Annotated in this window: 16 protein-coding genes and 1 pseudogene; 14 read left to right on the top strand and 3 right to left on the bottom strand. The window is 72.8% G+C overall.

Translation table 11 applies throughout. The features are described 5' to 3' along the window. The first annotated feature begins 30 nt into the window (after positions 1–30). Complete coding sequence (locus K6I34_RS10705) at positions 31–1,365, top strand: MFS transporter (protein ID WP_229324630.1); 1,335 nt, start codon at positions 31–33, stop codon at positions 1,363–1,365. Here K6I34_RS10705 and K6I34_RS10700 read toward each other — a convergent pair. Continuing rightward, positions 1,337–3,139, bottom strand: a complete 1,803-nt coding sequence (locus tag K6I34_RS10700; RefSeq protein ID WP_229324628.1) for a glycoside hydrolase family 15 protein — start codon at positions 3,137–3,139, stop codon at positions 1,337–1,339. The genes K6I34_RS10705 and K6I34_RS10700 overlap by 29 nt on opposite strands. A 463-nt stretch (positions 3,140–3,602) precedes the next feature. Between K6I34_RS10700 and K6I34_RS10695 the strand changes: the two genes are divergently transcribed. The 9 genes from K6I34_RS10695 (at position 3,603) to K6I34_RS10655 (ending at position 14,768) form a co-directional block, all read left to right on the top strand. Next, entirely contained in the window at positions 3,603–5,255 is a 1,653-nt protein-coding gene (locus K6I34_RS10695; RefSeq protein ID WP_238488607.1) for a CTP synthase, read from the top strand. A 92-nt stretch (positions 5,256–5,347) separates the two neighbouring features. Then, entirely contained in the window at positions 5,348–5,980 is a 633-nt protein-coding gene (locus K6I34_RS10690) for an NUDIX hydrolase (protein ID WP_229324626.1), read from the top strand. 325 nt (positions 5,981–6,305) lie between these two features. Next, entirely contained in the window at positions 6,306–8,384 is a 2,079-nt protein-coding gene (locus K6I34_RS10685; RefSeq protein WP_229324624.1) for a tetratricopeptide repeat protein, read from the top strand. A 150-nt stretch (positions 8,385–8,534) separates the two neighbouring features. After that, positions 8,535–9,650 (top strand): alanine dehydrogenase, encoded by a 1,116-nt coding sequence (gene ald, locus K6I34_RS10680; RefSeq protein WP_229324639.1) that lies wholly within the window; start codon positions 8,535–8,537, stop codon positions 9,648–9,650. A gap of 343 nt (positions 9,651–9,993) precedes the next feature. Beyond that, on the top strand, positions 9,994–11,121 hold the full coding sequence (locus K6I34_RS10675; RefSeq protein ID WP_121800418.1) for a ParA family protein: 1,128 nt from the start codon (positions 9,994–9,996) through the stop codon (positions 11,119–11,121). After that, positions 11,106–11,645, top strand: a complete 540-nt coding sequence (locus K6I34_RS10670; RefSeq protein ID WP_229324622.1) for a hypothetical protein — start codon at positions 11,106–11,108, stop codon at positions 11,643–11,645. The genes K6I34_RS10675 and K6I34_RS10670 overlap by 16 nt, the downstream gene beginning before the upstream one ends. Before the next feature lie 140 nt (positions 11,646–11,785). Further along, positions 11,786–12,724 (top strand): segregation/condensation protein A, encoded by a 939-nt coding sequence (locus K6I34_RS10665; protein ID WP_308293989.1) that lies wholly within the window; start codon positions 11,786–11,788, stop codon positions 12,722–12,724. Continuing rightward, positions 12,721–13,401, top strand: coding sequence for an SMC-Scp complex subunit ScpB (gene scpB / locus K6I34_RS10660; RefSeq protein ID WP_374230880.1), 681 nt, complete (start codon positions 12,721–12,723; stop codon positions 13,399–13,401). The genes K6I34_RS10665 and scpB overlap by 4 nt, the downstream gene beginning before the upstream one ends. Then, positions 13,401–14,768, top strand: coding sequence for a pseudouridine synthase (locus tag K6I34_RS10655; protein WP_229324620.1), 1,368 nt, complete (start codon positions 13,401–13,403; stop codon positions 14,766–14,768). The genes scpB and K6I34_RS10655 overlap by 1 nt, the downstream gene beginning before the upstream one ends. A gap of 53 nt (positions 14,769–14,821) precedes the next feature. Here the strand turns inward: K6I34_RS10655 and K6I34_RS10650 are convergent, their stop codons facing one another. After that, positions 14,822–15,184 (bottom strand): DUF952 domain-containing protein, encoded by a 363-nt coding sequence (locus K6I34_RS10650; RefSeq protein WP_229324618.1) that lies wholly within the window; start codon positions 15,182–15,184, stop codon positions 14,822–14,824. Between the two features lie 216 nt (positions 15,185–15,400). Between K6I34_RS10650 and K6I34_RS10645 the strand changes: the two genes are divergently transcribed. The 4 genes from K6I34_RS10645 to der all read left to right on the top strand — a co-directional run bounded on the left by K6I34_RS10645 (position 15,401) and on the right by der (position 19,572). Continuing rightward, a complete protein-coding gene (locus K6I34_RS10645) occupies positions 15,401–16,486 on the top strand; it encodes a prephenate dehydrogenase (RefSeq protein ID WP_229324616.1) in 1,086 nt (361 codons plus the stop codon). A gap of 150 nt (positions 16,487–16,636) precedes the next feature. After that, complete coding sequence (gene cmk, locus K6I34_RS10640; protein WP_229324613.1) at positions 16,637–17,362, top strand: (d)CMP kinase; 726 nt, start codon at positions 16,637–16,639, stop codon at positions 17,360–17,362. After that, positions 17,323–18,021 (top strand): lysophospholipid acyltransferase family protein, encoded by a 699-nt coding sequence (locus K6I34_RS10635; RefSeq protein WP_374230879.1) that lies wholly within the window; start codon positions 17,323–17,325, stop codon positions 18,019–18,021. Before cmk ends, K6I34_RS10635 begins: the two co-directional genes overlap by 40 nt. A gap of 84 nt (positions 18,022–18,105) precedes the next feature. Continuing rightward, the gene (gene der, locus K6I34_RS10630; RefSeq protein WP_229324611.1) at positions 18,106–19,572 is read left to right on the top strand and encodes a ribosome biogenesis GTPase Der; all 1,467 of its coding nucleotides are present in this window, start codon (positions 18,106–18,108) and stop codon (positions 19,570–19,572) included. 121 nt (positions 19,573–19,693) lie between these two features. On the opposite strand, the pseudogene K6I34_RS10625 reads toward der, so the two are convergent. Then, positions 19,694–19,951 (bottom strand): annotated as a pseudogene (locus tag K6I34_RS10625) (hypothetical protein); the annotation flags it as partial.

Genomic DNA, 19,951 nt, shown 5'->3' with positions numbered 1-19,951 from the left:
CCGCCGGGACCCGCCCCTACCCTGTGCCGCATGACCGCAGCGCCCGAGAGCCCCCAGTCCGCGTCACATCGCATATCCGGCGCACCCGGTGCGTACGACCCCGTCGCCGTGCAGCGCAACACCGTCCGCGTCCTGATGGCGGCACAGGTCGCCGCGGGCATCGGCATGGGCGCGACGATCTCCTCCGGCGGCATTCTCATCGAGCGCCTCACCGGTTCCGAGGCCGTCGCCGGGCTCGGCACCACCCTCATCACCCTGGGCGCCGCCCTGGTGTCCGTGCCCCTGGCCACGCTCTCGCGGGCCCGCGGCCGCCGTGCCGGGCTGCGTACCGGCTGGCTGGTCGCCGCGGTGGGTGCCCTGACCGTACTCCTGGCCGCCGGTGCCCGGCTGGCGCCGCTCGTGCTGTTCGGCATGCTGCTCATCGGCGCGGGCACCGCCGCCAACCTCCAGTCCCGCTACGCCGCCACCGACCTCGCCGCGCCCGGCGCCCGCGCGCGGGCGCTGTCGCTCGTCGTGTGGTCCACGACCGTGGGCAGCGTCCTCGGGCCCAACCTCAGCGGTCCCGGCTCCGCGCTCGCCCATGGGCTGGGAGTGCCCGAGGCGGCGGGCACCTTCGTCTTCTCGCTCGTGGCTTTCGCCGCCGGCGCGGCCGTCGTCCACACCCGGCTGCGCCCCGACCCGCTCCTGACCGCCGCCGGGGAGGCCGCCGACGGGAGCGTGGGGGAGGGCGTGGGGGAGGCTCCGGAACGGGCCCGATTCCGTACCCGAATGAGCGGAGCCCTGCGTCATGTGTCGACGTCACCCTCGGCGCTGACCGGGCTGACGGCGCTGGTCCTCGGGCACGCCGTGATGGTGTCCGTGATGACGATGACGCCCATTCACCTCTCGCACCACGGCGCCTCGTTGAGCGTCGTGGGCCTCACGGTCAGCCTGCACATCGCCGGGATGTACGGCCTGTCACCGCTGGTGGGACGGCTGACCGACCGCATCGGCCGGGTGCCGGTGATCCTGCTGGGGCAGGTGGTCTACGTGGCGGCGACGCTGCTCGCGGGCACCGCGGGCGCCCTGCACAGCGGCCAGTGGGCGATCACGGCCGGGCTGCTGCTCCTCGGCATCGGCTGGTCCTGTGCCACCGTCGCCGGGTCCACCCTGCTCAGCGAGTCCGTCGCCGCCGAGCACCGGGCGGAGGTCCAGGGGCTCTCCGACACCCTGATGAACCTCGTGGGCGCGGCGGGCGGGGCGCTCTCCGGCGGGCTCGTCGCCGCCGCGGGCTACGGCGGCCTCAACGCCGCCGCAGCCGTGCTGGTCCTCCCCGTCAGCGCCGCCGCGCTGTACTTCAGCCTCCGAAGGCGCTCGACGCGGTGAGCCGCAGCGCCGTGTCGATCAGGGGCACGTGGCTGAACGCCTGCGGGAAGTTGCCCACCTGCCGCTGGAGGCGGGGGTCCCACTCCTCCGCGAGGAGCCCCAGGTCGTTGCGGAGCGCCAGCAGCTTTTCGAACAGCTGCCGTGCCTCGTCGACCCGGCCGATCATGGCCAGGTCGTCGGCGAGCCAGAACGAGCAGGCCAGGAAGGCCCCCTCGTCGCCTTCCAGACCGTCGACCCCCGCCTCGTCACCGGTGGTCGGATAGCGCAGCACGAAGCCGTCCGGCGTGGACAGCTCCCGCTGGATCGCCTCGATGGTGCCGATGACCCGCTTGTCGTCGGGCGGCAGGAAGCCCATCTGCGGGATGAGCAGCAGGGAGGCGTCCAGCTCCTTCGACCCGTAGGACTGGGTGAAGGTGTTGCGCTCCTTGTCGTAGCCCTTCTCGCACACGTCCCGGTGGATGTCGTCGCGCAGCTCGCGCCACCGCTCCAGCGGGCCGTCCACGTCGCCGGACTCGATGAGCTTGATGGTGCGGTCCACCGCCACCCAGGCCATGACCTTGGAGTGCACGAAGTGGCGGCGCGGGCCGCGCACCTCCCAGATGCCCTCGTCCGGCTCGTTCCAGTGGTCCTCCAGGTAGCCGATCAGGCGGAGCTGGAGCAGCGAGGCGTAGTCGTTGCGGGCCAGGCCCGTCATATGGGCCAGGTGCAGGGCCTCGGTGACCTCGCCGTAGACGTCGAGCTGGAGCTGGCCCGCCGCGCCGTTGCCGATCCGCACCGGCCGGGAGTTCTCGTAGCCCGGCAGCCAGGACAGCTCGGCCTCGCCGAGCTCCCGCTCACCGGCGATCCCGTACATGATCTGGAGGTTCTCGGGGTCACCGGCCACGGCGCGCAGCAGCCACTCGCGCCAGGCGCGGGCCTCCTCGCGGTAGCCGGTGCGCAGCAGCGAGGAGAGGGTGATGGCCGCGTCGCGCAGCCAGGTGAAGCGGTAGTCCCAGTTCCGGGAGCCGCCGATGTCCTCGGGCAGCGAGGTGGTGGGGGCGGCGACGATACCGCCGGTGGGCGCGTAGGTGAGCGCCTTGAGCGTGATCAGCGAGCGGACGACGGCGTCCCGGTAGGGCCCGTGGTACGTACAGTGCTCGACCCACTCCCGCCAGAACTCCTCCGTGGCCGTGAGCGAGCCCTCCGGGTCGGGCAGGGCGGGGGCCTCGTGGTGCGAGGGCTGCCAGCTGATGGTCAGCGCGACGCGCTCGCCCGGCGCGACGGTGAAGTCGGAGTAGGTCGTCAGGTCCTTGCCGAAGGTCTCGGCCGTGGTGTCCAGCCACACCGAGTCGGGCCCGGCCACGGCCACCGTGCGGTCGCCGACCTTGTGCACCCAGGGCACGACCCGCCCGTAGGAGAAGCGCATCCGCAGCGCCGAGCGCATCGGCACCCGGCCGCTGACGCCCTCCACGATCCGGATCAGCTGGGGGGCGCCGTCGCGCGGCGGCATGAAGTCGATCACCCGCACGGTGCCGCGCGGGGTGTCCCACTCGGATTCGAGCACCAGGGAGTCCCCCCGGTAGCGGCGGCGGTCGGAGCGCGGCGGCGCGGCACCCGACGGGTGCGCGGGGCCGATGCGCCAGAAGCCGTGCTCCTCCGTGCCCAGCAGACCGGCGAACGCGGCATGCGAGTCGAAACGGGGCAGGCACAGCCAGTCCACCGTGCCGTCCCGGCAGACCAGGGCGGCGGTCTGCATGTCACCGATCAGTGCGTAATCCTCGATACGCCCGGCCACGTCATCTCCAGTCGAACGGCCACTGACCCCGAGGGGTCCCATGCGGTCAAGCGATCTAAGCGATCTAGACGAGCTCTCGTGCCGGAGGATGGCGGGGATGGTGCCGTGCCGGTCGGCTCGCTGCGTGTGTCCGTGCAGGATACGACGCGGAGTTGGTGCGACGCGCGACGGTTGGCGGACGAATCTGAGCCGAATGGGTGGCCTGGAACAACGCCCGGGACGGACGGGCGGACACGGGCCGGGAGAGGGCCCGGCAGGGCCCGCCGGGACACCGCGGACGGCCCCGGCCCACCCCGGCGAACCGGGGGTAACGCGTCTGCGGACGCGTTCCCGCCGGGGCGCTGATACCCTGGTACCCCGTGGACCGGTGGGCGCAAGACCCCCCAACCGCAGCGACGGCACCCCGGAAACGACCGGGTGATCGCCGGTACGCACCTCACCAAGCGACCACGGGAGCCCCCCTTTGGCCATTGCCGCAAAGCCCACGACGACCAAGCACCTCTTCGTCACGGGGGGTGTCGCCTCCTCGCTCGGCAAGGGCCTGACCGCCTCCAGCCTGGGCGCGCTGCTCAAGGCGCGGGGGCTGCGGGTCACGATGCAGAAGCTCGACCCGTACCTGAACGTCGACCCGGGCACGATGAACCCGTTCCAGCACGGCGAGGTCTTCGTCACCAACGACGGCGCCGAGACCGACCTGGACATCGGCCACTACGAGCGCTTCCTCGACGTGGACCTCGACGGTTCCGCCAACGTCACCACCGGCCAGGTGTACTCCACGGTGATCGCCAAGGAGCGCCGCGGTGAGTACCTGGGCGACACCGTGCAGGTCATCCCGCACATCACCAACGAGATCAAGCACCGCATCCGGCGCATGGCGACCGAGGACGTCGACGTCGTGATCACCGAGGTCGGCGGCACCGTCGGCGACATCGAGTCGCTGCCGTTCCTGGAGACCGTCCGCCAGGTGCGCCACGAGGTCGGCCGCGACAACGTCTTCGTCGTGCACATCTCGCTGCTGCCCTACATCGGCCCCTCCGGCGAGCTGAAGACCAAGCCGACCCAGCACTCCGTCGCCGCGCTGCGCAACATCGGCATCCAGCCCGACGCGATCGTGCTGCGCGCCGACCGCGAGGTGCCCACCGCCATCAAGCGCAAGATCTCGCTGATGTGCGACGTCGACGAGGCCGCCGTGGTCGCCGCCATCGACGCCCCGTCGATCTACGACATCCCGAAGGTGCTGCACGCCGAGGGCCTGGACGCCTACGTCGTCCGCAAGCTGGACCTGCCCTTCCGCGACGTGAACTGGACCCAGTGGGAGGACCTGCTGGACCGCGTCCACAACCCGGACCACGAGGTCACCGTCGCCCTCGTCGGCAAGTACATCGACCTGCCCGACGCCTACCTGTCGGTCACCGAGGCCATCCGCGCGGGCGGTTTCGCCAACCGTGCCAAGGTCAAGGTCAAGTGGGTCGCCTCCGACGAGTGCAAGACCCCGGCCGGCGCCCAGGCGCAGCTCGGCGACGTCGACGCGATCTGCATCCCGGGCGGCTTCGGCGACCGCGGTGTGAACGGCAAGGTCGGCGCGATCACCTACGCCCGCGAGAACAGGATCCCGCTGCTGGGCCTGTGCCTGGGCCTGCAGTGCGTGGTCATCGAGGCCGCGCGCAACCTCGCGGGCATCGAGGGCGCCAACTCCACCGAGTTCGACCCGGCCACCGCGCACCCGGTGATCTCCACCATGGCCGAGCAGATGGACATCGTCGCCGGTGAGGGCGACATGGGCGGAACGATGCGCCTGGGCATGTACCCGGCCAAGCTCGCCGAGGGCTCCATCGCGCGCGAGGTCTACGACGGCAAGGAGTACGTCGAGGAGCGCCACCGCCACCGCTACGAGGTCAACAACTCCTACCGCGCGGAGCTGGAGAAGAAGGCGGGCATCGTCTTCTCCGGCACCTCCCCGGACAACAAGCTCGTCGAGTACGTCGAGTACCCGCGTGAGGTGCACCCCTACCTGGTCGCCACCCAGGCGCACCCGGAGCTGCGCTCCCGTCCGACCCGTCCGCACCCGCTCTTCGCCGGGCTGGTCAAGGCGGCCGTGCAGCGCAAGCAGGGCTGATCTGTAACGTTGCCGGGGTGAGGGCCTCCTTCCGGGAGGCCCCCGCCCCGGTTTTTTTTGTTTTGTTGGAGCTCGGTCGGAGGACGGCAGCAATGGGCATCATGGACACCCCCGAGGAATGGCGGGTCACGGCGACCGCGACCCCCTTCGTCGGCAACAAGACCAGCGTGCGCACGGACGAGGTCGTCATGCCCGACGGCTCCACGGCCACGCGTGACTACCAGGTGCACCCGGGGTCGGTCGCCGTCGTCGCCCTCGACGAGCAGGGCCGGGTGCTCGTCCTCAAGCAGTACCGCCACCCCGTGCGCCAGAAGCTCTGGGAGATCCCCGCCGGGCTCCTCGACGTCCCTGGCGAGCACCCGCTGCGTGCCGCCCAGCGCGAGCTCTTCGAGGAGGCGCACGTCAAGGCGGAGGACTGGCGGGTGCTCACGGACATCTACACCACGCCGGGCGGCTGCGACGAGGCGATCCGGATCTTCCTGGCCCGGGGGCTCTCGGCGGCGGAGGGCGAGCGCTTCGAGGTCTCCGAGGAGGAGGCGGACATGGAGTTCGCGCGGGTGCCGCTGGGTGAGCTGGTGCGGGGGGCCCTGGCGGGGGAGCTGCACAACAACTGTCTGGTGGTGGGGGTGCTGGCGCTTTCCGCTGCGCTGGCCTCCGGTGAGGAGGGACTTGCGTCCCTCCGCCCTGCGGATGCGGCGTGGCCGGCGCGGCCGTTCGAGGCGTAGCCGCGTCGCTTCCCGCGGGGTGCTGCGCTGCGCCTTCCGGGGTGCCTCTTGCTGCCCGGTGCGCGTCTGCGGCCCGTTGCTGGCTGGTCGCGCAGTTCCCCGCGCCCCTGAGGGGGTGCGCTATTCCGTCACCTTGCCGGTTGTGGGCATGCGTTCCGCTAGGGGCGGAACGGGTGGGCACAACCGGACCACCGGCCGCAACCGACCACCGCGGGGTCCGGGGCGGAGCCCCGGTGGGTGTCCCCGGACAATCCGAATAGGTGATCTTCATCGGGGGCGCCCCCGATGAAGAGGGCACCGGCAGGTCGTGAACTAGGCTCGGGACATGCAGACCGGAGTGTTCGTCGGGCGCCGCCGCGAGCTGGAAGAGCTGCGGGCCGACATCGACCGCACCGGCCTCGACACCCTCGCCGGCCGCAAGTCCCCCCGCAGCAGGGTGCTGCTCATCGCCGGGCGTCCCGGCTCCGGCCGTACCGCGCTCGCCGAGGAGCTCGCCCGGCGCCTCGTCGCCGAGTACCCCGACGGAGTCCTCCGCGCACGGCTCACCGGTGCCGACGGGCAGCCCGTCCCTACCGAGCGCACCGCCCGCGCCCTGCTCACGGCCGTCGGCGCGCCCGTACCGGCCGGGGCCGGGGAGGACGAGCTCACCTCGGCCCTGCGCACCGCGCTCAACGGCCGGAAGGCCCTGCTCCTCCTCGACGACGCCATGAGCGCCGAGCAGGTGGACCCACTGCTGCCCGACGCGTCGGACTGCCTGGTCGTGGCCGTCTCGCGGGGCCCGCTGACGGGCGTGCCCGACGTACGGCCCTGCACCCTGGGGGGTCTCGACACGGCCGCCGGGGTCGAGTTGCTGGAACGGTACGCCGGGCCCACCCGGATCACCTGCGACCCGATGGCCGCGAGCGCCGTCGTGGAGGAGTGCGGCGGCCAGCCCGCCGCGCTCGTCCTGATCGGCGGCTGGCTCGCGGCCGACCCCAAGCTGTCCGTCGTCGACGCCGCCAACCGGCTGCGCGAGGTGACGCCCCCCGAGGACTGCGAGAGCGCGGGCCGGACCGTGGCGCGCGCCTTCCAGCTCGCCCACGGGACGCTGCCGCAGAACGCCGCCCGCATACTGCGCCTGCTGGCGCTGGCACCCGCGGGCGCCGTCGACGCGCACACCGCCTCCGCGCTCGCGGGCTGCTCGGTGGCCGCGGCCCAGACCGCGCTGGAGGACTTCGCCGCCCGCGGCATGCTGCGGCCGGAGGCCCCGGCCGGCGACCTGCCCCCGCTGTACTGGGTGCCGGGCTGCCTGGTGCCCCGGCTGGTCGCGCTGCTGGCGGAGCGGGAGCGGCCCGCCGAGGCCGAGCTGGCGCGTGCCCGGATGCTGGAGCGGACGGTGCGTCAGCTGCACTCGTGCCGGGCGAGCACCAGGACGGACGACCCGCTCACCCGCAAGCGCCTGGCCGAACTGCCGCGCCCGCTGCGCTTCCCGTCGGCGCGGGCCGCCGAGGAGTGGCTGCGCGGACGGCTGCCCGCGCTGCTCGCCGCCGCCCGTCTGGCGGTGGAGGACGGTCGGCTCGACACCCTCGCGCGGCGCCTGGTCTCCGCGCTGACCCGGGCCCTGACGGCCCATCTGGGCGCGGAGGAGGCGGGCCCCGAGCTCTACGGCCTGCACCAGCTCGTGCTGGACGTGGCCCGGCGCCGCGTGATGCCGCTGGAGAAGGCCGCGGCGCTGCTGAACCTCGGTGACCTGGACGCCCGCGCGGGCCGCACCCGCGAGGCCCTGTCCCGCTACCGGGAGGCGCTGGACGCCGCGCGGGAGGCGGCCGACCCCTACGCCACCAGCCGTTCGCTGGAGTCCATCGCCGCCGCGCACCACGAGCTGGGCGACTGGGAGCGCGCCGCCGACTGGTACCGGCGGGCCCTGGAGCTGCGGCTGACGCGGGGTGAACTCGCCGACGAGGCGCGGGTGTACGGGCGGCTCGGCGCCGTCCACGCCTACGCGGGGGAGTGGACCGAGGCGCTGCGCGACTGGCGGGCGGCGGCCGCCGCGTACCGCAGGTTGCGCGACATGGCGGGCCAGGCGCGCGCCCTGGGCGAGATCGCCCGGGCGCAGGAGCACGTGGGGCGGCCGCAGGACGCGCTGCGCAGCTGCCAGGAGGCGGTCGAGGCCGCCCGCCGGGCGGGTGACGCCCGGCTGGAGGCGGCCGTACGGCTGCGGCTGGCGGACGCCCTGGAGCACCTGGGCGAACCGGCCGCCGCGCATGCGCAGCGCCAGGAGGCGGGCTGCCTCCTGGCGAGTGGCACCGCGGCCGTCCCCGGCTCCGAAGGTGAGGCGATATCGGCCGGATCAACCGGTACGCCCGCCACTCCGGCTGCTCGGCGCGAGCCCTCGGTAACCGAGGGTTACCTACGAAATCGGTAGTCGATCGCCGAAAAGTTGGCCCTTTGCAAGGCTAGACAGGGCGGGATCCTTCATTAGACTGGTCTGGCCGCGATCGCCGCGGTCTGCTCTGGTGTGCCCCGGCATATCCGGATTAGCCTGTCATTCTCTGATTCAAGGACCGTGATCGACGTGAAGGTCGGCATCCCCCGCGAGGTCAAGAACAACGAGTTCCGCGTGGCCATCACGCCCGCCGGCGTGCATGAGCTCGTGCGCAACGGCCACCAGGTCTACGTGGAGCAGGGCGCCGGTGTCGGCTCCTCCATCACGGACGCCGAGTACACGGCCGCGGGCGCCACGATCCTGGAGACCGCCGACGAGGTCTGGGAGACCGCCGACCTCCTGCTGAAGGTCAAGGAGCCGATCGCCGAGGAGTACCACCGCCTCCGCAAGGGCCAGACCCTCTTCACGTACCTGCACCTGGCCGCCTCCCGCGAGTGCACCGACGCGCTGCTGGAGTCCGGCACCACCGCGATCGCGTACGAGACGGTCGAGACCGCCAACCGCGCCCTGCCGCTGCTCGCCCCGATGTCCGAGGTCGCGGGCCGCCTGGCCCCGCAGGTCGGCGCCTACCACCTGATGCGCGCGGCCGGCGGCCGCGGCGTGCTGCCGGGCGGCGTCCCGGGCGTCGCCGCGGGCAAGGCCGTCGTCATCGGCGGCGGCGTCTCCGGCTGGAACGCCGCGCAGATCGCCGTCGGCATGGGCTTCCACGTCACCCTGCTCGACAAGGACATCAACAAGCTCCGCGAGGCCGACAAGATCTTCGGCACCAAGGTGCAGACGATCGTCTCCAACGCCTTCGAGCTGGAGAAGGCCGTCGTCGAGGCCGACCTCGTCATCGGCGCCGTCCTCATCCCGGGCGCCAAGGCCCCGAAGCTGGTCACCAACGAGCTCGTCGCCAAGATGAAGCCCGGAAGTGTACTTGTCGACATTGCGATCGACCAGGGCGGCTGCTTCGAGGACTCGAAGCCGACCACCCACGCGGAGCCGACCTTCCAGGTCCACGACTCGGTCTTCTACTGCGTCGCCAACATGCCGGGCGCGGTGCCGAACACCTCCACCTACGCGCTGACCAACGCCACGCTGCCCTACATCGTGGAACTGGCCAACCGTGGCTGGAAGGATGCGCTGCGCCGCGACGCCGCGCTCGCCAAGGGCCTCAACACCCATGAGGGACAGGTCGTCTACGGCCCCGTCGCCGAGGCGCACGACCTGCCGCACATCGAACTGAGCGACCTCCTCGGCTGAGTTCCGACGGGTTCCGTCAACACGACACGCCACGAGTGTGCCCCCGGCCGGGCCTTGCCGAGCAAGGCCCGGCCGGTCCGTTTCCGCCCGGTTTCCCGGCCGATTCGAGGACCCGGGAAACCTCAGGGTTCCGGGTCGCACACCCTTGACAGATGGGTGTTCGATTGCCGACACATCGTGCCGTCTCCGGCGGATTGTGTTGCTGCGGACCGCCGACACGCCATAGAGTCGCCAACCGTCGGCATGGTGCAACGCTGACCTATCTAGATGTTTCCTGGTCACCAAGGAGGTAGGACGACTTGTGAATGAGTCGACATTTGCTCCCGGGGGTGGTCACCCAGGAATGTCTGCGCAGGGCCAGAGTCCCAGGGGACTCGAAGCTGTCGGCTCGGTCGCTGTCCACACCTTCGCGACACACCAGAACATCCAGAGCACACCGACAGCCCACCAGAGCATGGACGGCCAACACGTGAACGACATGGCCGGCGGCCGCGGCGGAGCGGATTCCGCCGGTTTCGCCGACTACGAGGACGTGCCCGAGGGGCACTTCTACGACCCTGACGCGGAGTACGAGCCCGACCCCGAGTACGCGGCCACCCTCGCGCCCGACGCTGCCCGGCAGCGCCGCGAGCGCATCGGGCCCACCGGGCGTCCCTTGCCGTACTTCCCCATCCCCGGTCCGCTGACCGACCACGGCCCCGCGAAGATCATCGCGATGTGCAACCAGAAGGGCGGGGTCGGCAAGACCACCTCGACCATCAACCTGGGCGCCGCGCTCGCGGAGTACGGACGCCGGGTGCTGCTCGTCGACTTCGACCCGCAGGGCGCGCTCTCGGTCGGCCTCGGCGTCAACCCGATGGAGCTCGACCTGACGGTCTACAACCTGCTCATGGAGCGGGGCATGTCGGCCGACGAGGTGCTGCTGAAGACGGCCGTGCCCAATATGGACCTGCTGCCGAGCAATATCGATTTGTCAGCCGCCGAGGTCCAGCTCGTCAGCGAGGTGGCCCGCGAGTCGACGCTCCAGCGCGCCCTGAAGCCGCTGCTGCCCGACTACGACTACATCGTGATCGACTGTCAGCCCTCGCTCGGCCTGTTGACCGTCAACGCCCTGACGGCGGCTCACAAGGTGATCGTTCCGCTGGAGTGCGAGTTCTTCGCGCTGCGCGGCGTGGCCCTGCTCACCGAGACGATCGAGAAGGTCCAGGAGCGCCTCAACCCGGAGCTGGAGCTCGACGGCATCCTCGCCACCATGTACGACTCGCGGACCGTGCACAGCCGCGAGGTCCTGGCACGCGTGGTCGAGGCCTTCGACGACCACGTCTACCACACGGTGATCGGCCGTACGGTCCGCTTCCCCGAGACCACGGTCGCGGGCGAGCCCATCACCACGTACGCCTCCAACTCCGTCGGTGCCGCCGCCTACCGTCAGCTCGCCAGGGAGGTGCTCGCCCGGTGTCACGCCGAGTGAGTCTGCCCGGCGCCGACGAGCTGTTCCGCACCACCGGAGGGACCGGGCTCACCTCCTCCTCACCCCGCAGACAGTCGGCCGCGGACGCGGCCCCGCGGGTGCCCGGCCCGGCCGCCGAGCCCGAGTCCTCGGAGGGCGGCGGTGGTGACGGCCGGTCAGAGCCGCCCGCCCGCACCGCGGACGGCCGGGAGGCCGCGGGCGAGCGGCGCTCCGCCGCCGCGGCGTCCGCGCCACAGGAGCGCGTCGTGGGCCGCGATCCCGCCGCCCCCGCCCAGGGCCGCCGCCGCGGCCGGTCGCAGGGCCGCCGCCCCAGCGGCCGCGAGCGGCACGACGAGAAGATCACCGTCTATGTCTCCGCCGAGGAGCTCATGGACCTCGAACACGCCCGGCTGGTGCTGCGCGGCGAGCACGGGCTGGCCGTCGACCGCGGCCGGATCGTCCGGGAGGCCGTGGCGGTCGTCCTCGCCGACCTCGAGCAGCGCGGCGACGCGAGCATCCTCGTACGCCGCCTGCGCGGCCGCTGAGCGCTTCGCCGATAACCTGCCCGGGAAAAGGGCAGGACCGCCCCCACGGCGGCCCCCAGCAGCCCCACAGGCCCGTGCGGACGCCCGGCGGCCCGTGGGGCGGCTCCCGTACCGCCACGCGACCCTGGACACCCGACCTGATGCCCGCCCCGACACCCGCCGTCCCCGCCCCGCAGGTCCGCCGCAGGCAGCTGGGCCATGGCCCCGGCGGTACGCCACCGGCCGAGGCCGCCGAGGCCGCCGAAGAGCAGCAGCGCGGTGGCGACGGCCGGTTCACCCTCCACCTGGACAACTTCGAAGGCCCCTTCGACCTTCTGCTCCAGCTGATCTCCCGGCACAAGCTGGACGTCACCGAAGTGGCCCTGTCCAAGGTCACCGACGAGTTCATGGCGCACATCCGTGCCATGGGCCCGGACTGGGACCTCGACCAGACCACCGAGTTCCTGGTGGTGGCCGCGACCCTGCTCGACCTCAAGACGGCCCGGCTGCTGCCCGCCGCCGAGGTCGAGGACGAGGCCGACCTCGCGCTGCTGGAGGCCAGGGACCTGCTCTTCGCCCGGCTGCTCCAGTACCGCGCGTACAAGAGGATCGCCGAGATCTTCGGCGAGCGGCTGGCCGTCGAGGAGCACCGCCACCCCCGCACGGTGGGCCTGGAACCGCACCACGCCGAGCTGCTGCCCGAGGTCGTCCTCGGCATCGGCCCGCAGGGGCTCGCCGAGCTCGCCGTCAAGGCGATGCGGCCCCGCCCCGAACCGCAGGTCTACGTCGAGCACATCCACGCGCCGCTGGTCAGCGTGCAGGAGCAGGCGGCGGTCGTGGTGAGCAGGCTGCGGGCGACCCGGGAGGCGGCCTTCGCCCAGCTGATCGAGGACGCCCCCGACACCCTGACCGTCGTGGCCCGCTTCCTCGCGCTGCTGGAGCTCTATCGCGAGCGTGCCGTCGCCCTCGACCAGGACGAGGCCCTGGGCGCCCTGACCGTCCGCTGGACCGGCGCCGACGACGGCACCCCGGTGGTGACCGACGAATTCGACCGTGAGACGACGGACGAGGCCGAAGAGGCCGGAGAGGTGGCAGAGTGACGGACGGGACAGCCGGCGCAAGCGGGGGTGCCACCGAGGAGGCGGCACCGCCCGCCGGGCGGCGGGACGTGGCGGGGCTCGCCCTCAAGCCCGCGCTGGAGGCCGTCCTCATGGTCGTCGACGAGCCGGTGGCCGAGGACCACCTCGCCCGCATCCTGGAGCGGAGCCGCCGCGAGGTGACCGACGCGCTCCACGAGCTGGCCGCCGAGTACACCGCGCAGGAGCGCGGCTTCGAGCTGCGCAACGTGGCCGGGGGATGGCGCTTCGCCAGCCGCGCCGCGTACGCCGACGCGGTCGAGGGCTTCGTCCTGGACGGCCGCCAGTCCCGGCTCACCCAGGCCGCGCTGGAGACCCTGGCCGTCGTCGCGTACCGTCAGCCGGTCAGCCGTTCGCGGGTCTCCGCCGTCCGCGGGGTGAACTGCGACGGCGTCATGCGGACCCTCCTCCAGCGCGGTCTGGTGGAGGAGGCGGGGACGGAACCCGAAACAGGTGCGATCCTGTACAGGACGACGAACTATTTTCTGGAGCGAATGGGCCTGCGGGGTCTGGACGAGCTCCCGGAGCTCGCGCCCTTCCTCCCCGAGGCGGACGCGATCGAGGGCGACACCCAGGAAGGCGTGCCGTCGTTCGATCCGGACGCACCGGACACCGAAGCGGACGACAAGACGGAACTTTGATGCGAAGCAGCGGCAGGAACAGCGGAAGCGGCAACCGGGACGACCGGGGCGGGCGAGGAGGGTCTCCCCGTCCGGCGTCCGGTGGCGGGCGCTCGGGCGGCGGTCGTTCCGAGGGCGGCCGCTTCGACGGCCCGCGTTCGGGCGGCGGACGCCCGGGCGGTGGACGCCCCGAGGGCGGCCGCTCCGGCGGTGGCCGCTTCGACGGCCCGCGCTCCGGTGGCGGGCGCTCGGGCGGCGGTCGCTCGGAGGGCGGGCGCTACGACGGCGGACGCCCCGGTGACCGGCGCGACGACCGCCGTGACGAGCGTCGTGACGACCGCCGCGACGACCGCCGCGACGAGCGGTGGCAGGACCGTCCGCGCCGTCCGCGCCCGGAGGAGCGCCGCTACGACGTGGGCCCCGACGCCGAGCGCACCCGCGGCGGTGCCACCAGCGGCCGCGGCGCCTCGGCGCGCGGCGGCGCCAAGGGCGGCCCCCGCAAGAGCTCCACGGCCGGTGCGGGCGGCCGCAGCAGCGGGCCCGCCCGCGGCCACGGCTACGTCCCGGCCCGCCCGCGCGAGCTCGACGCCAAGATCGAGGAGCGCAACCGCGAGCGGCACAGCAAGCCGCAGGTCAAGCTGCCCAAGACCTTCCCCGGCGCCGAGCAGGAGGGCGAGCGCCTGCAGAAGGTGCTGGCCCGCGCGGGCATGGGCTCGCGGCGCGCCTGCGAGGAGCTCGTCGAGCAGGCCCGCGTCGAGGTCAACGGCCGGATCGTCACCGAGCAGGGCCTCCGGGTCGACCCGGAGAAGGACGAGATCAAGGTCGACGGCCTGACCGTGGCGACCCAGTCGTACCTGTTCTTCGCGCTGAACAAGCCCGCCGGTGTCGTCTCCACCATGGAGGACCCCGACGGCCGCCAGTGCCTCGGCGACTACGTCACCAACCGCGAGACCCGCCTCTTCCACGTCGGCCGTCTCGACACCGAGACCGAGGGCATCATCCTGCTCACCAACCACGGCGAGCTGGCCCACCGCCTCACCCACCCCAAGTACGGCGTCCAGAAGACGTACCTGGCCGCGATCACGGGCCCGCTGCCGCGCGACATCGGCAAGCAGCTCAAGAGCGGCATCCAGCTGGAGGACGGCTACGCCCGCGCCGACAACTTCCGGGTCGTCCAGCAGACCGGCAAGAACTACCTGGTCGAGGTCACGCTGCACGAGGGCCGCAAGCACATCGTCCGCCGCATGCTCGCCGAGGCGGGCTTCCCGGTCGAGAAGCTGGTCCGTACGTCCTTCGGGCCCATCGCCCTGGGCGACCAGAAGTCGGGCTGGCTGCGCCGCCTGACGAACACCGAGGTCGGCATGCTCATGCGCGAGGTCGAGCTGTAGGACCTCGCGGGAAACGGATGGGGTGCCGACTCGGTCGGCACCCCATCCCGTTTTCAGGACCAGACGGCGAGGCCCGTGGCCCGGCCCTCCTCGTCGCGCTGGATCTCCATCATCCCCTCCACCGCCTCGCGGTTGATCCGCCCGAACACGTGCGGGAAGAGGGTGCCGGGGGCGACCCCGGGCGGCGGCGCGGGGTCGGCGGCCTCCCAGCGCACCATCACGTCCAGCTTGTGCTCGTCGATCAGCAGGACCATCAGCGGGCCGGGGGTGTCGCGGTAGAAGGCGGAGGCCACCGCGAGCGTCGTCTCCTCGTCGGGCGAGCAGTGCACGAACCCGTCGTCGGAGAGGGAGGCGGGGGAGTACGGCCGGTCGGGCACGGCCAGCCAGTCGTCCAGGGGCACCACGTGGTAGATCATGTAGGTGGTTGTACCGGATGAATCCGAATGGGGTGCGGTACGGCGCCCCGTAAGGGGCGCGGGGCGCGTACATGTGCGGCTCCGCCGCGTGGGCGCATGTGCGGCTCCGCCGCGTGGGCGCGCCCAGCCACACACAAACCCGCAGCCGCCGGACGGCCGTCCGCCCCGAGCCAATAGGCTGAACGCCCCGCAGCCAAAAAACGACAGGACCCACCCGTGAGAACCGCCCTAGTCATCGGCACCGGACTGATCGGCACCTCGGCCGCGCTCGCGCTCCAGAGCCGCGGCGTCCAGGTTCACCTCGCCGACCACGACCCGGACCGGGCCCGGACGGCCGCCGCGCTCGGCGCGGGCACGGACGAGGAGCCCGAGGGCCGCGTCGACCTCGTCGTCGTCGCCGTGCCGCCCGCGCACGTCGCGACCACCCTCGCGGAGGCGATCCGGGCCGGGCGTGCCCGCGGCTACCTCGACGTGGCCAGCGTCAAGGGCGGGCCCCGCCGCGAGCTGGAGGCCCTCGACTGCGACCTCACCGGCTACATCGGCACGCACCCCATGGCGGGCCGCGAGCGCTCCGGCCCGCTGGCCGGGACCGCCGACCTCTTCGAGGGCCGCCCGTGGGTGCTCACGCCCACCCGCGAGACCGACACCGAGGTGCTCAACCTCGCGCTCGAACTCGTCGCCCTGTGCCGCGCCGTCCCCGTCGTCATGGACGCCGACGCGCACGACCGGGCCGTCGCCCTCGTCTCGCACACCCCGCAGCTCGTCTCCAGCATGGTCGCGGCCCGGCTCCAGGACGCCGACGAGACCGCCGTGCGCCTGTGCGGCCAGGGCATCCGCGACGTCACCCGCATCGCCGCCTCCGACCCCCGGATGTGGCTCGACATCCTCTCCGCGAACCCCGGACCCGTCGCCGACATCCTCTCCGCGGTGGCCGCCGACCTCGACGAGACCGTACGGGCCCTGCGCGCCCTCCAGGCGGGCGACAAGGAGGAGCGCGAGGACGGCGCCGCGGGCATCGAGGACATCCTGCGCCGCGGCAACGCGGGCCGCAGCAGGGTGCCGGGCAAGCACGGCGCGGCCCCCGCCGCCTACGAGACCGTCACCGTCCTCATCGGCGACCAGCCGGGCGAGCTCGCCCGGATCTTCGCCGACGCGGGCCGCGCGGGCGTCAACATCGAGGACGTCCGTATCGAGCACGCCACCGGCCAGCAGGCGGGTCTGATCCAGCTCATGGTCGAGCCGCGCGCCGCCTCCGCCCTGGCCGCGGAGCTGAAGGAGCGTGGCTGGGCGCTGCGGCAGTAGGCCCGGCGAGAGGCGCACCGGTGAGCCAGTAACCTTGTCTGAAGCCGTAGCGGGCCCCGCGGGGGCCCGCCCGGCCGAGGGAACAGGCCCCGTGCCCGGGAAATCCCGAGAGCGGACCCGGTTCAGAGACGACCAGAGACGAGACGAAAGGTGTCCGACACCGTGAACAACGTCGGCCATGCCGAAACCGCCCGGAGCGCCCCGGCAGTCGTCGTCGGCATCGACGGTCCCTCCGGCACGGGCAAGTCCAGCACCTCCAAGGCCGTGGCCGCCAAGCTCGGGCTGCGCTACCTGGACACGGGCGCCCAGTACCGCGCGATCACCTGGTGGATGCTGACCAACGGTATCGACGTGAACGACGCCGTCGCCGTCGCCGAGGCCGCGGGCAAGCCGGAGATCGTCTCCGGCACCGACCCGTCCGCGCCGACGATCACGGTCGACGGCGCCGACGCCGCGGGCCCCATCCGCACCCAGGAGGTCACCGCGGCGGTCAGCGCCGTCAGCGCCGTCCCCGAGGTGCGCACCCGGCTCACCGAGCTCCAGCGGGCCATCGCCGCCGGGGCGCCGGACGGCATCGTGGTCGAGGGCCGGGACATCGGCACCACCGTGCTGCCCGACGCCGACCTCAAGATCTTCCTGACCGCGTCCCCGGAGGCCCGCGCCGCGCGCCGCAGCGGGGAGCTCAAGGGCAAGGACGCCACGGACCTGGCCGGCACGCAGGCCGCCCTGATCAAGCGGGACGCGGCCGACGCGGGCCGCAAGACCTCGCCGCTGGCCAAGGCGGGCGACGCGGTCGAGGTGGACACCACCGAGCTGACCCTGGACCAGGTCGTCGAGTGCGTGGTCACCCTCGTCGAGGAGAAGCGGTCGGCGTGACCGCCCCCTCGGGCCCCTCGGCCCCCTCGGCTTCCGGCGCCGCCACGGGCCGGCGGATAGGCATCGGCCTCATGTACGGGCTGTGGCGGCCCCGGGTGCTGGGCGCGTGGCGGGTGCCCGCGACGGGCCCCGTCATCCTGGCGGTCAACCACTCCCATAACATCGACGGCCCGATGCTGATGGGGACCGCGCCCCGGCCGGTGCACTTCCTGATCAAGAAGGAGGCGTTCGTCGGCCCGCTCGACCCCTTCCTGCGCGGTATCGGGCAGCTGAAGGTGGACCGCAGCACGGCCGACCGCACCGCGATCGGAGCGGCCCTGGAGGTCCTGGACCACGGCGGCGTCCTGGGGATCTTCCCCGAGGGCACCCGGGGCGAGGGCGACTTCGCGTCGCTGCGCGCGGGCCTGGCCTACTTCGCCGTACGGTCGGGGGCGCCCATCGTGCCGGTGGCGGTGCTCGGCAGCGCCGAGCGCAGCAGCAGGCTGGTCCCGGCCCTGCCGCCGCTGCGCGGCCGGATCGACGTCGTCTTCGGTGACGCCTTCACCGCGGGCGACGGCAGTGGCAGGCGCACCCGCAAGGCGCTGGACGAGGCCACCGTCCGCATCCAGGAGCGGCTCGCCGCGCACCTGGCGGACGCCAAGCGGCTGACCGGCCGCTGAACGAGACTTGAGTAGCGGACCGTAAGGGTCCGCCGACGACCACGCGGCGGCAAGCCGCACCGAAGACGCGAGGAACGAAACTTCATGAACGACCAGATCCACTCCGGCGACGAGCACGGTGAGCTTGGCGACGCCGAGTACACGGAGTTCATGGAGCTCGCCGCGCAGGAGGGCTTCGACGTCGAGGAGGTCGAGGGCGCGCTGGCGGAGGAGGGCCACGGCCCGCTGCCCGTGCTCGCCGTCGTCGGCCGCCCCAACGTCGGCAAGTCGACCCTGGTGAACCGCATCATCGGCCGCCGCGAGGCCGTCGTCGAGGACCGGCCGGGCGTCACCCGCGACCGCGTCACCTACGAGGCCGAGTGGGCGGGCCGCCGCTTCAAGGTCGTCGACACCGGCGGCTGGGAGCAGGACGTCCTGGGCATCGACGCCTCCGTCGCCGCGCAGGCGGAGTTCGCCATCGACGCCGCCGACGCGGTCGTCTTCGTCGTGGACGCCACCGTCGGCGCCACCGACACCGACGAGGCCGTCGTCAAGCTGCTGCGCCGGGCCGGAAAGCCCGTGGTGCTCTGCGCCAACAAGGTCGACGGCCAGTCCGGCGAGGCCGACGCGGCCTACCTGTGGTCGCTGGGCCTCGGCGAGCCGCACCCCGTCTCCGCCCTGCACGGCCGCGGCACCGGCGACCTGCTCGACGAGGTGCTCAAGGCGCTGCCCGAGGCCCCCGCCCAGACCTTCGGCGGCGGGATCGGCGGCCCGCGCCGCATCGCGCTCATCGGCCGCCCCAACGTCGGCAAGTCCTCCCTGCTGAACCAGGTCGCGGGCGAGGAGCGGGTCGTCGTCAACGAGCTCGCGGGCACCACCCGCGACCCGGTCGACGAGATGATCGAGCTCGGCGGCAGGACCTGGAAGTTCGTGGACACCGCGGGCATCCGCAAGCGCGTCCACCTCCAGGAGGGCGCGGACTACTACGCCTCGCTGCGCACCGCGGCCGCGGTCGAGAAGGCCGAGGTCGCCGTCATCCTCATCGACTGCAGCGAGAGCATCAGCATCCAGGACCAGCGCATCGTCACCATGGCGGTCGAGGCCGGCCGTGCCGTGGTCATGGCCTTCAACAAGTGGGACACCCTCGACGAGGAGCGCCGCTACTACCTGGAGCGCGAGATCGAGACGGAGCTGGGCCAGGTCGCCTGGGCGCCCCGGGTCAACGTCTCGGCCCGTACCGGCCGCCACATGGAGAAGCTCGTCCCGGCGATCGAGACGGCCCTCGCGGGCTGGGAGACGCGCATCCCGACCGGCCGGCTCAACGCCTTCCTCGGCGAGTTGGTCGCGGCCCACCCGCACCCGATCCGGGGTGGCAAGCAGCCGCGCATCCTCTTCGGCACGCAGGCGGGCACCAAGCCGCCGCGCTTCGTGCTCTTCGCCTCCGGCTTCCTGGAGGCGGGCTACCGCCGCTTCATCGAGCGCCGTCTGCGCGAGGAGTTCGGCTTCGCGGGCACCCCGATCCACATCTCGGTCCGAGTCCGCGAGAAGCGCGGCCGCAACCCGAAGAAGTAGCGCTTTTAAGGGGCGCGGGGCTGTGACATTGTGCGGCTCCGCCGCGTGGGCGCGACCAGCCCCCACCGGCCCGTAGTCGCGCGCAGACCTCAGAGGGCACCCCAACAGGCGCGGCAGCGGCTCAGTAGCCGCGCAAGCGCCCATCCCGCGGAGCGGGCGGCAACGCGGCGGCAACCCCGCGCTGCCGCCCGTAATACGCATCCCAGGCAGCCGTGTACCCCGACTGCCCGTGGTACGCGGCCTGCCCCGCGTGGCTGGCGTGGCCGTACCCGTACCCGCCGTACTGCCCGTGGCCGTGACCATGGTGGCCATGGCCCACGAGCAGGTGCCCGAACCCCACGAAGCGCAGTTCCTCCTCGCCCGTGCGGTCGAAGGGGAG

Origin of the sequence: Streptomyces sp. UNOC14_S4 (assembly GCF_020740835.1) — a bacterium.
Taxonomy (GTDB): domain Bacteria; phylum Actinomycetota; class Actinomycetes; order Streptomycetales; family Streptomycetaceae; genus Streptomyces.
Note: the sequence above shows the minus strand (reverse complement) of the source record. Positions and strands in the feature narration are given on the sequence as shown.

What these genes read in the sequence shown, in the direction of transcription:
- K6I34_RS10690 (WP_229324626.1), top strand. Translation starts at nt 5,348, where the DNA reads ATGGGCATCATGGACACCCCCGAGGAATGGCGGGTCACGGCGACCGCG.
- K6I34_RS10705 (WP_229324630.1), top strand. Translation starts at nt 31, where the DNA reads ATGACCGCAGCGCCCGAGAGCCCCCAGTCCGCGTCACATCGCATATCC.
- K6I34_RS10665 (WP_308293989.1), top strand. Translation starts at nt 11,786, where the DNA reads ATGCCCGCCCCGACACCCGCCGTCCCCGCCCCGCAGGTCCGCCGCAGG.
- K6I34_RS10685 (WP_229324624.1), top strand. Translation starts at nt 6,306, where the DNA reads ATGCAGACCGGAGTGTTCGTCGGGCGCCGCCGCGAGCTGGAAGAGCTG.
- K6I34_RS10675 (WP_121800418.1), top strand. Translation starts at nt 9,994, where the DNA reads ATGTCTGCGCAGGGCCAGAGTCCCAGGGGACTCGAAGCTGTCGGCTCG.
- der (WP_229324611.1), top strand. Translation starts at nt 18,106, where the DNA reads ATGAACGACCAGATCCACTCCGGCGACGAGCACGGTGAGCTTGGCGAC.
- K6I34_RS10655 (WP_229324620.1), top strand. Translation starts at nt 13,401, where the DNA reads ATGCGAAGCAGCGGCAGGAACAGCGGAAGCGGCAACCGGGACGACCGG.
- K6I34_RS10650 (WP_229324618.1), bottom strand. Translation starts at nt 15,184, where the DNA reads ATGATCTACCACGTGGTGCCCCTGGACGACTGGCTGGCCGTGCCCGAC.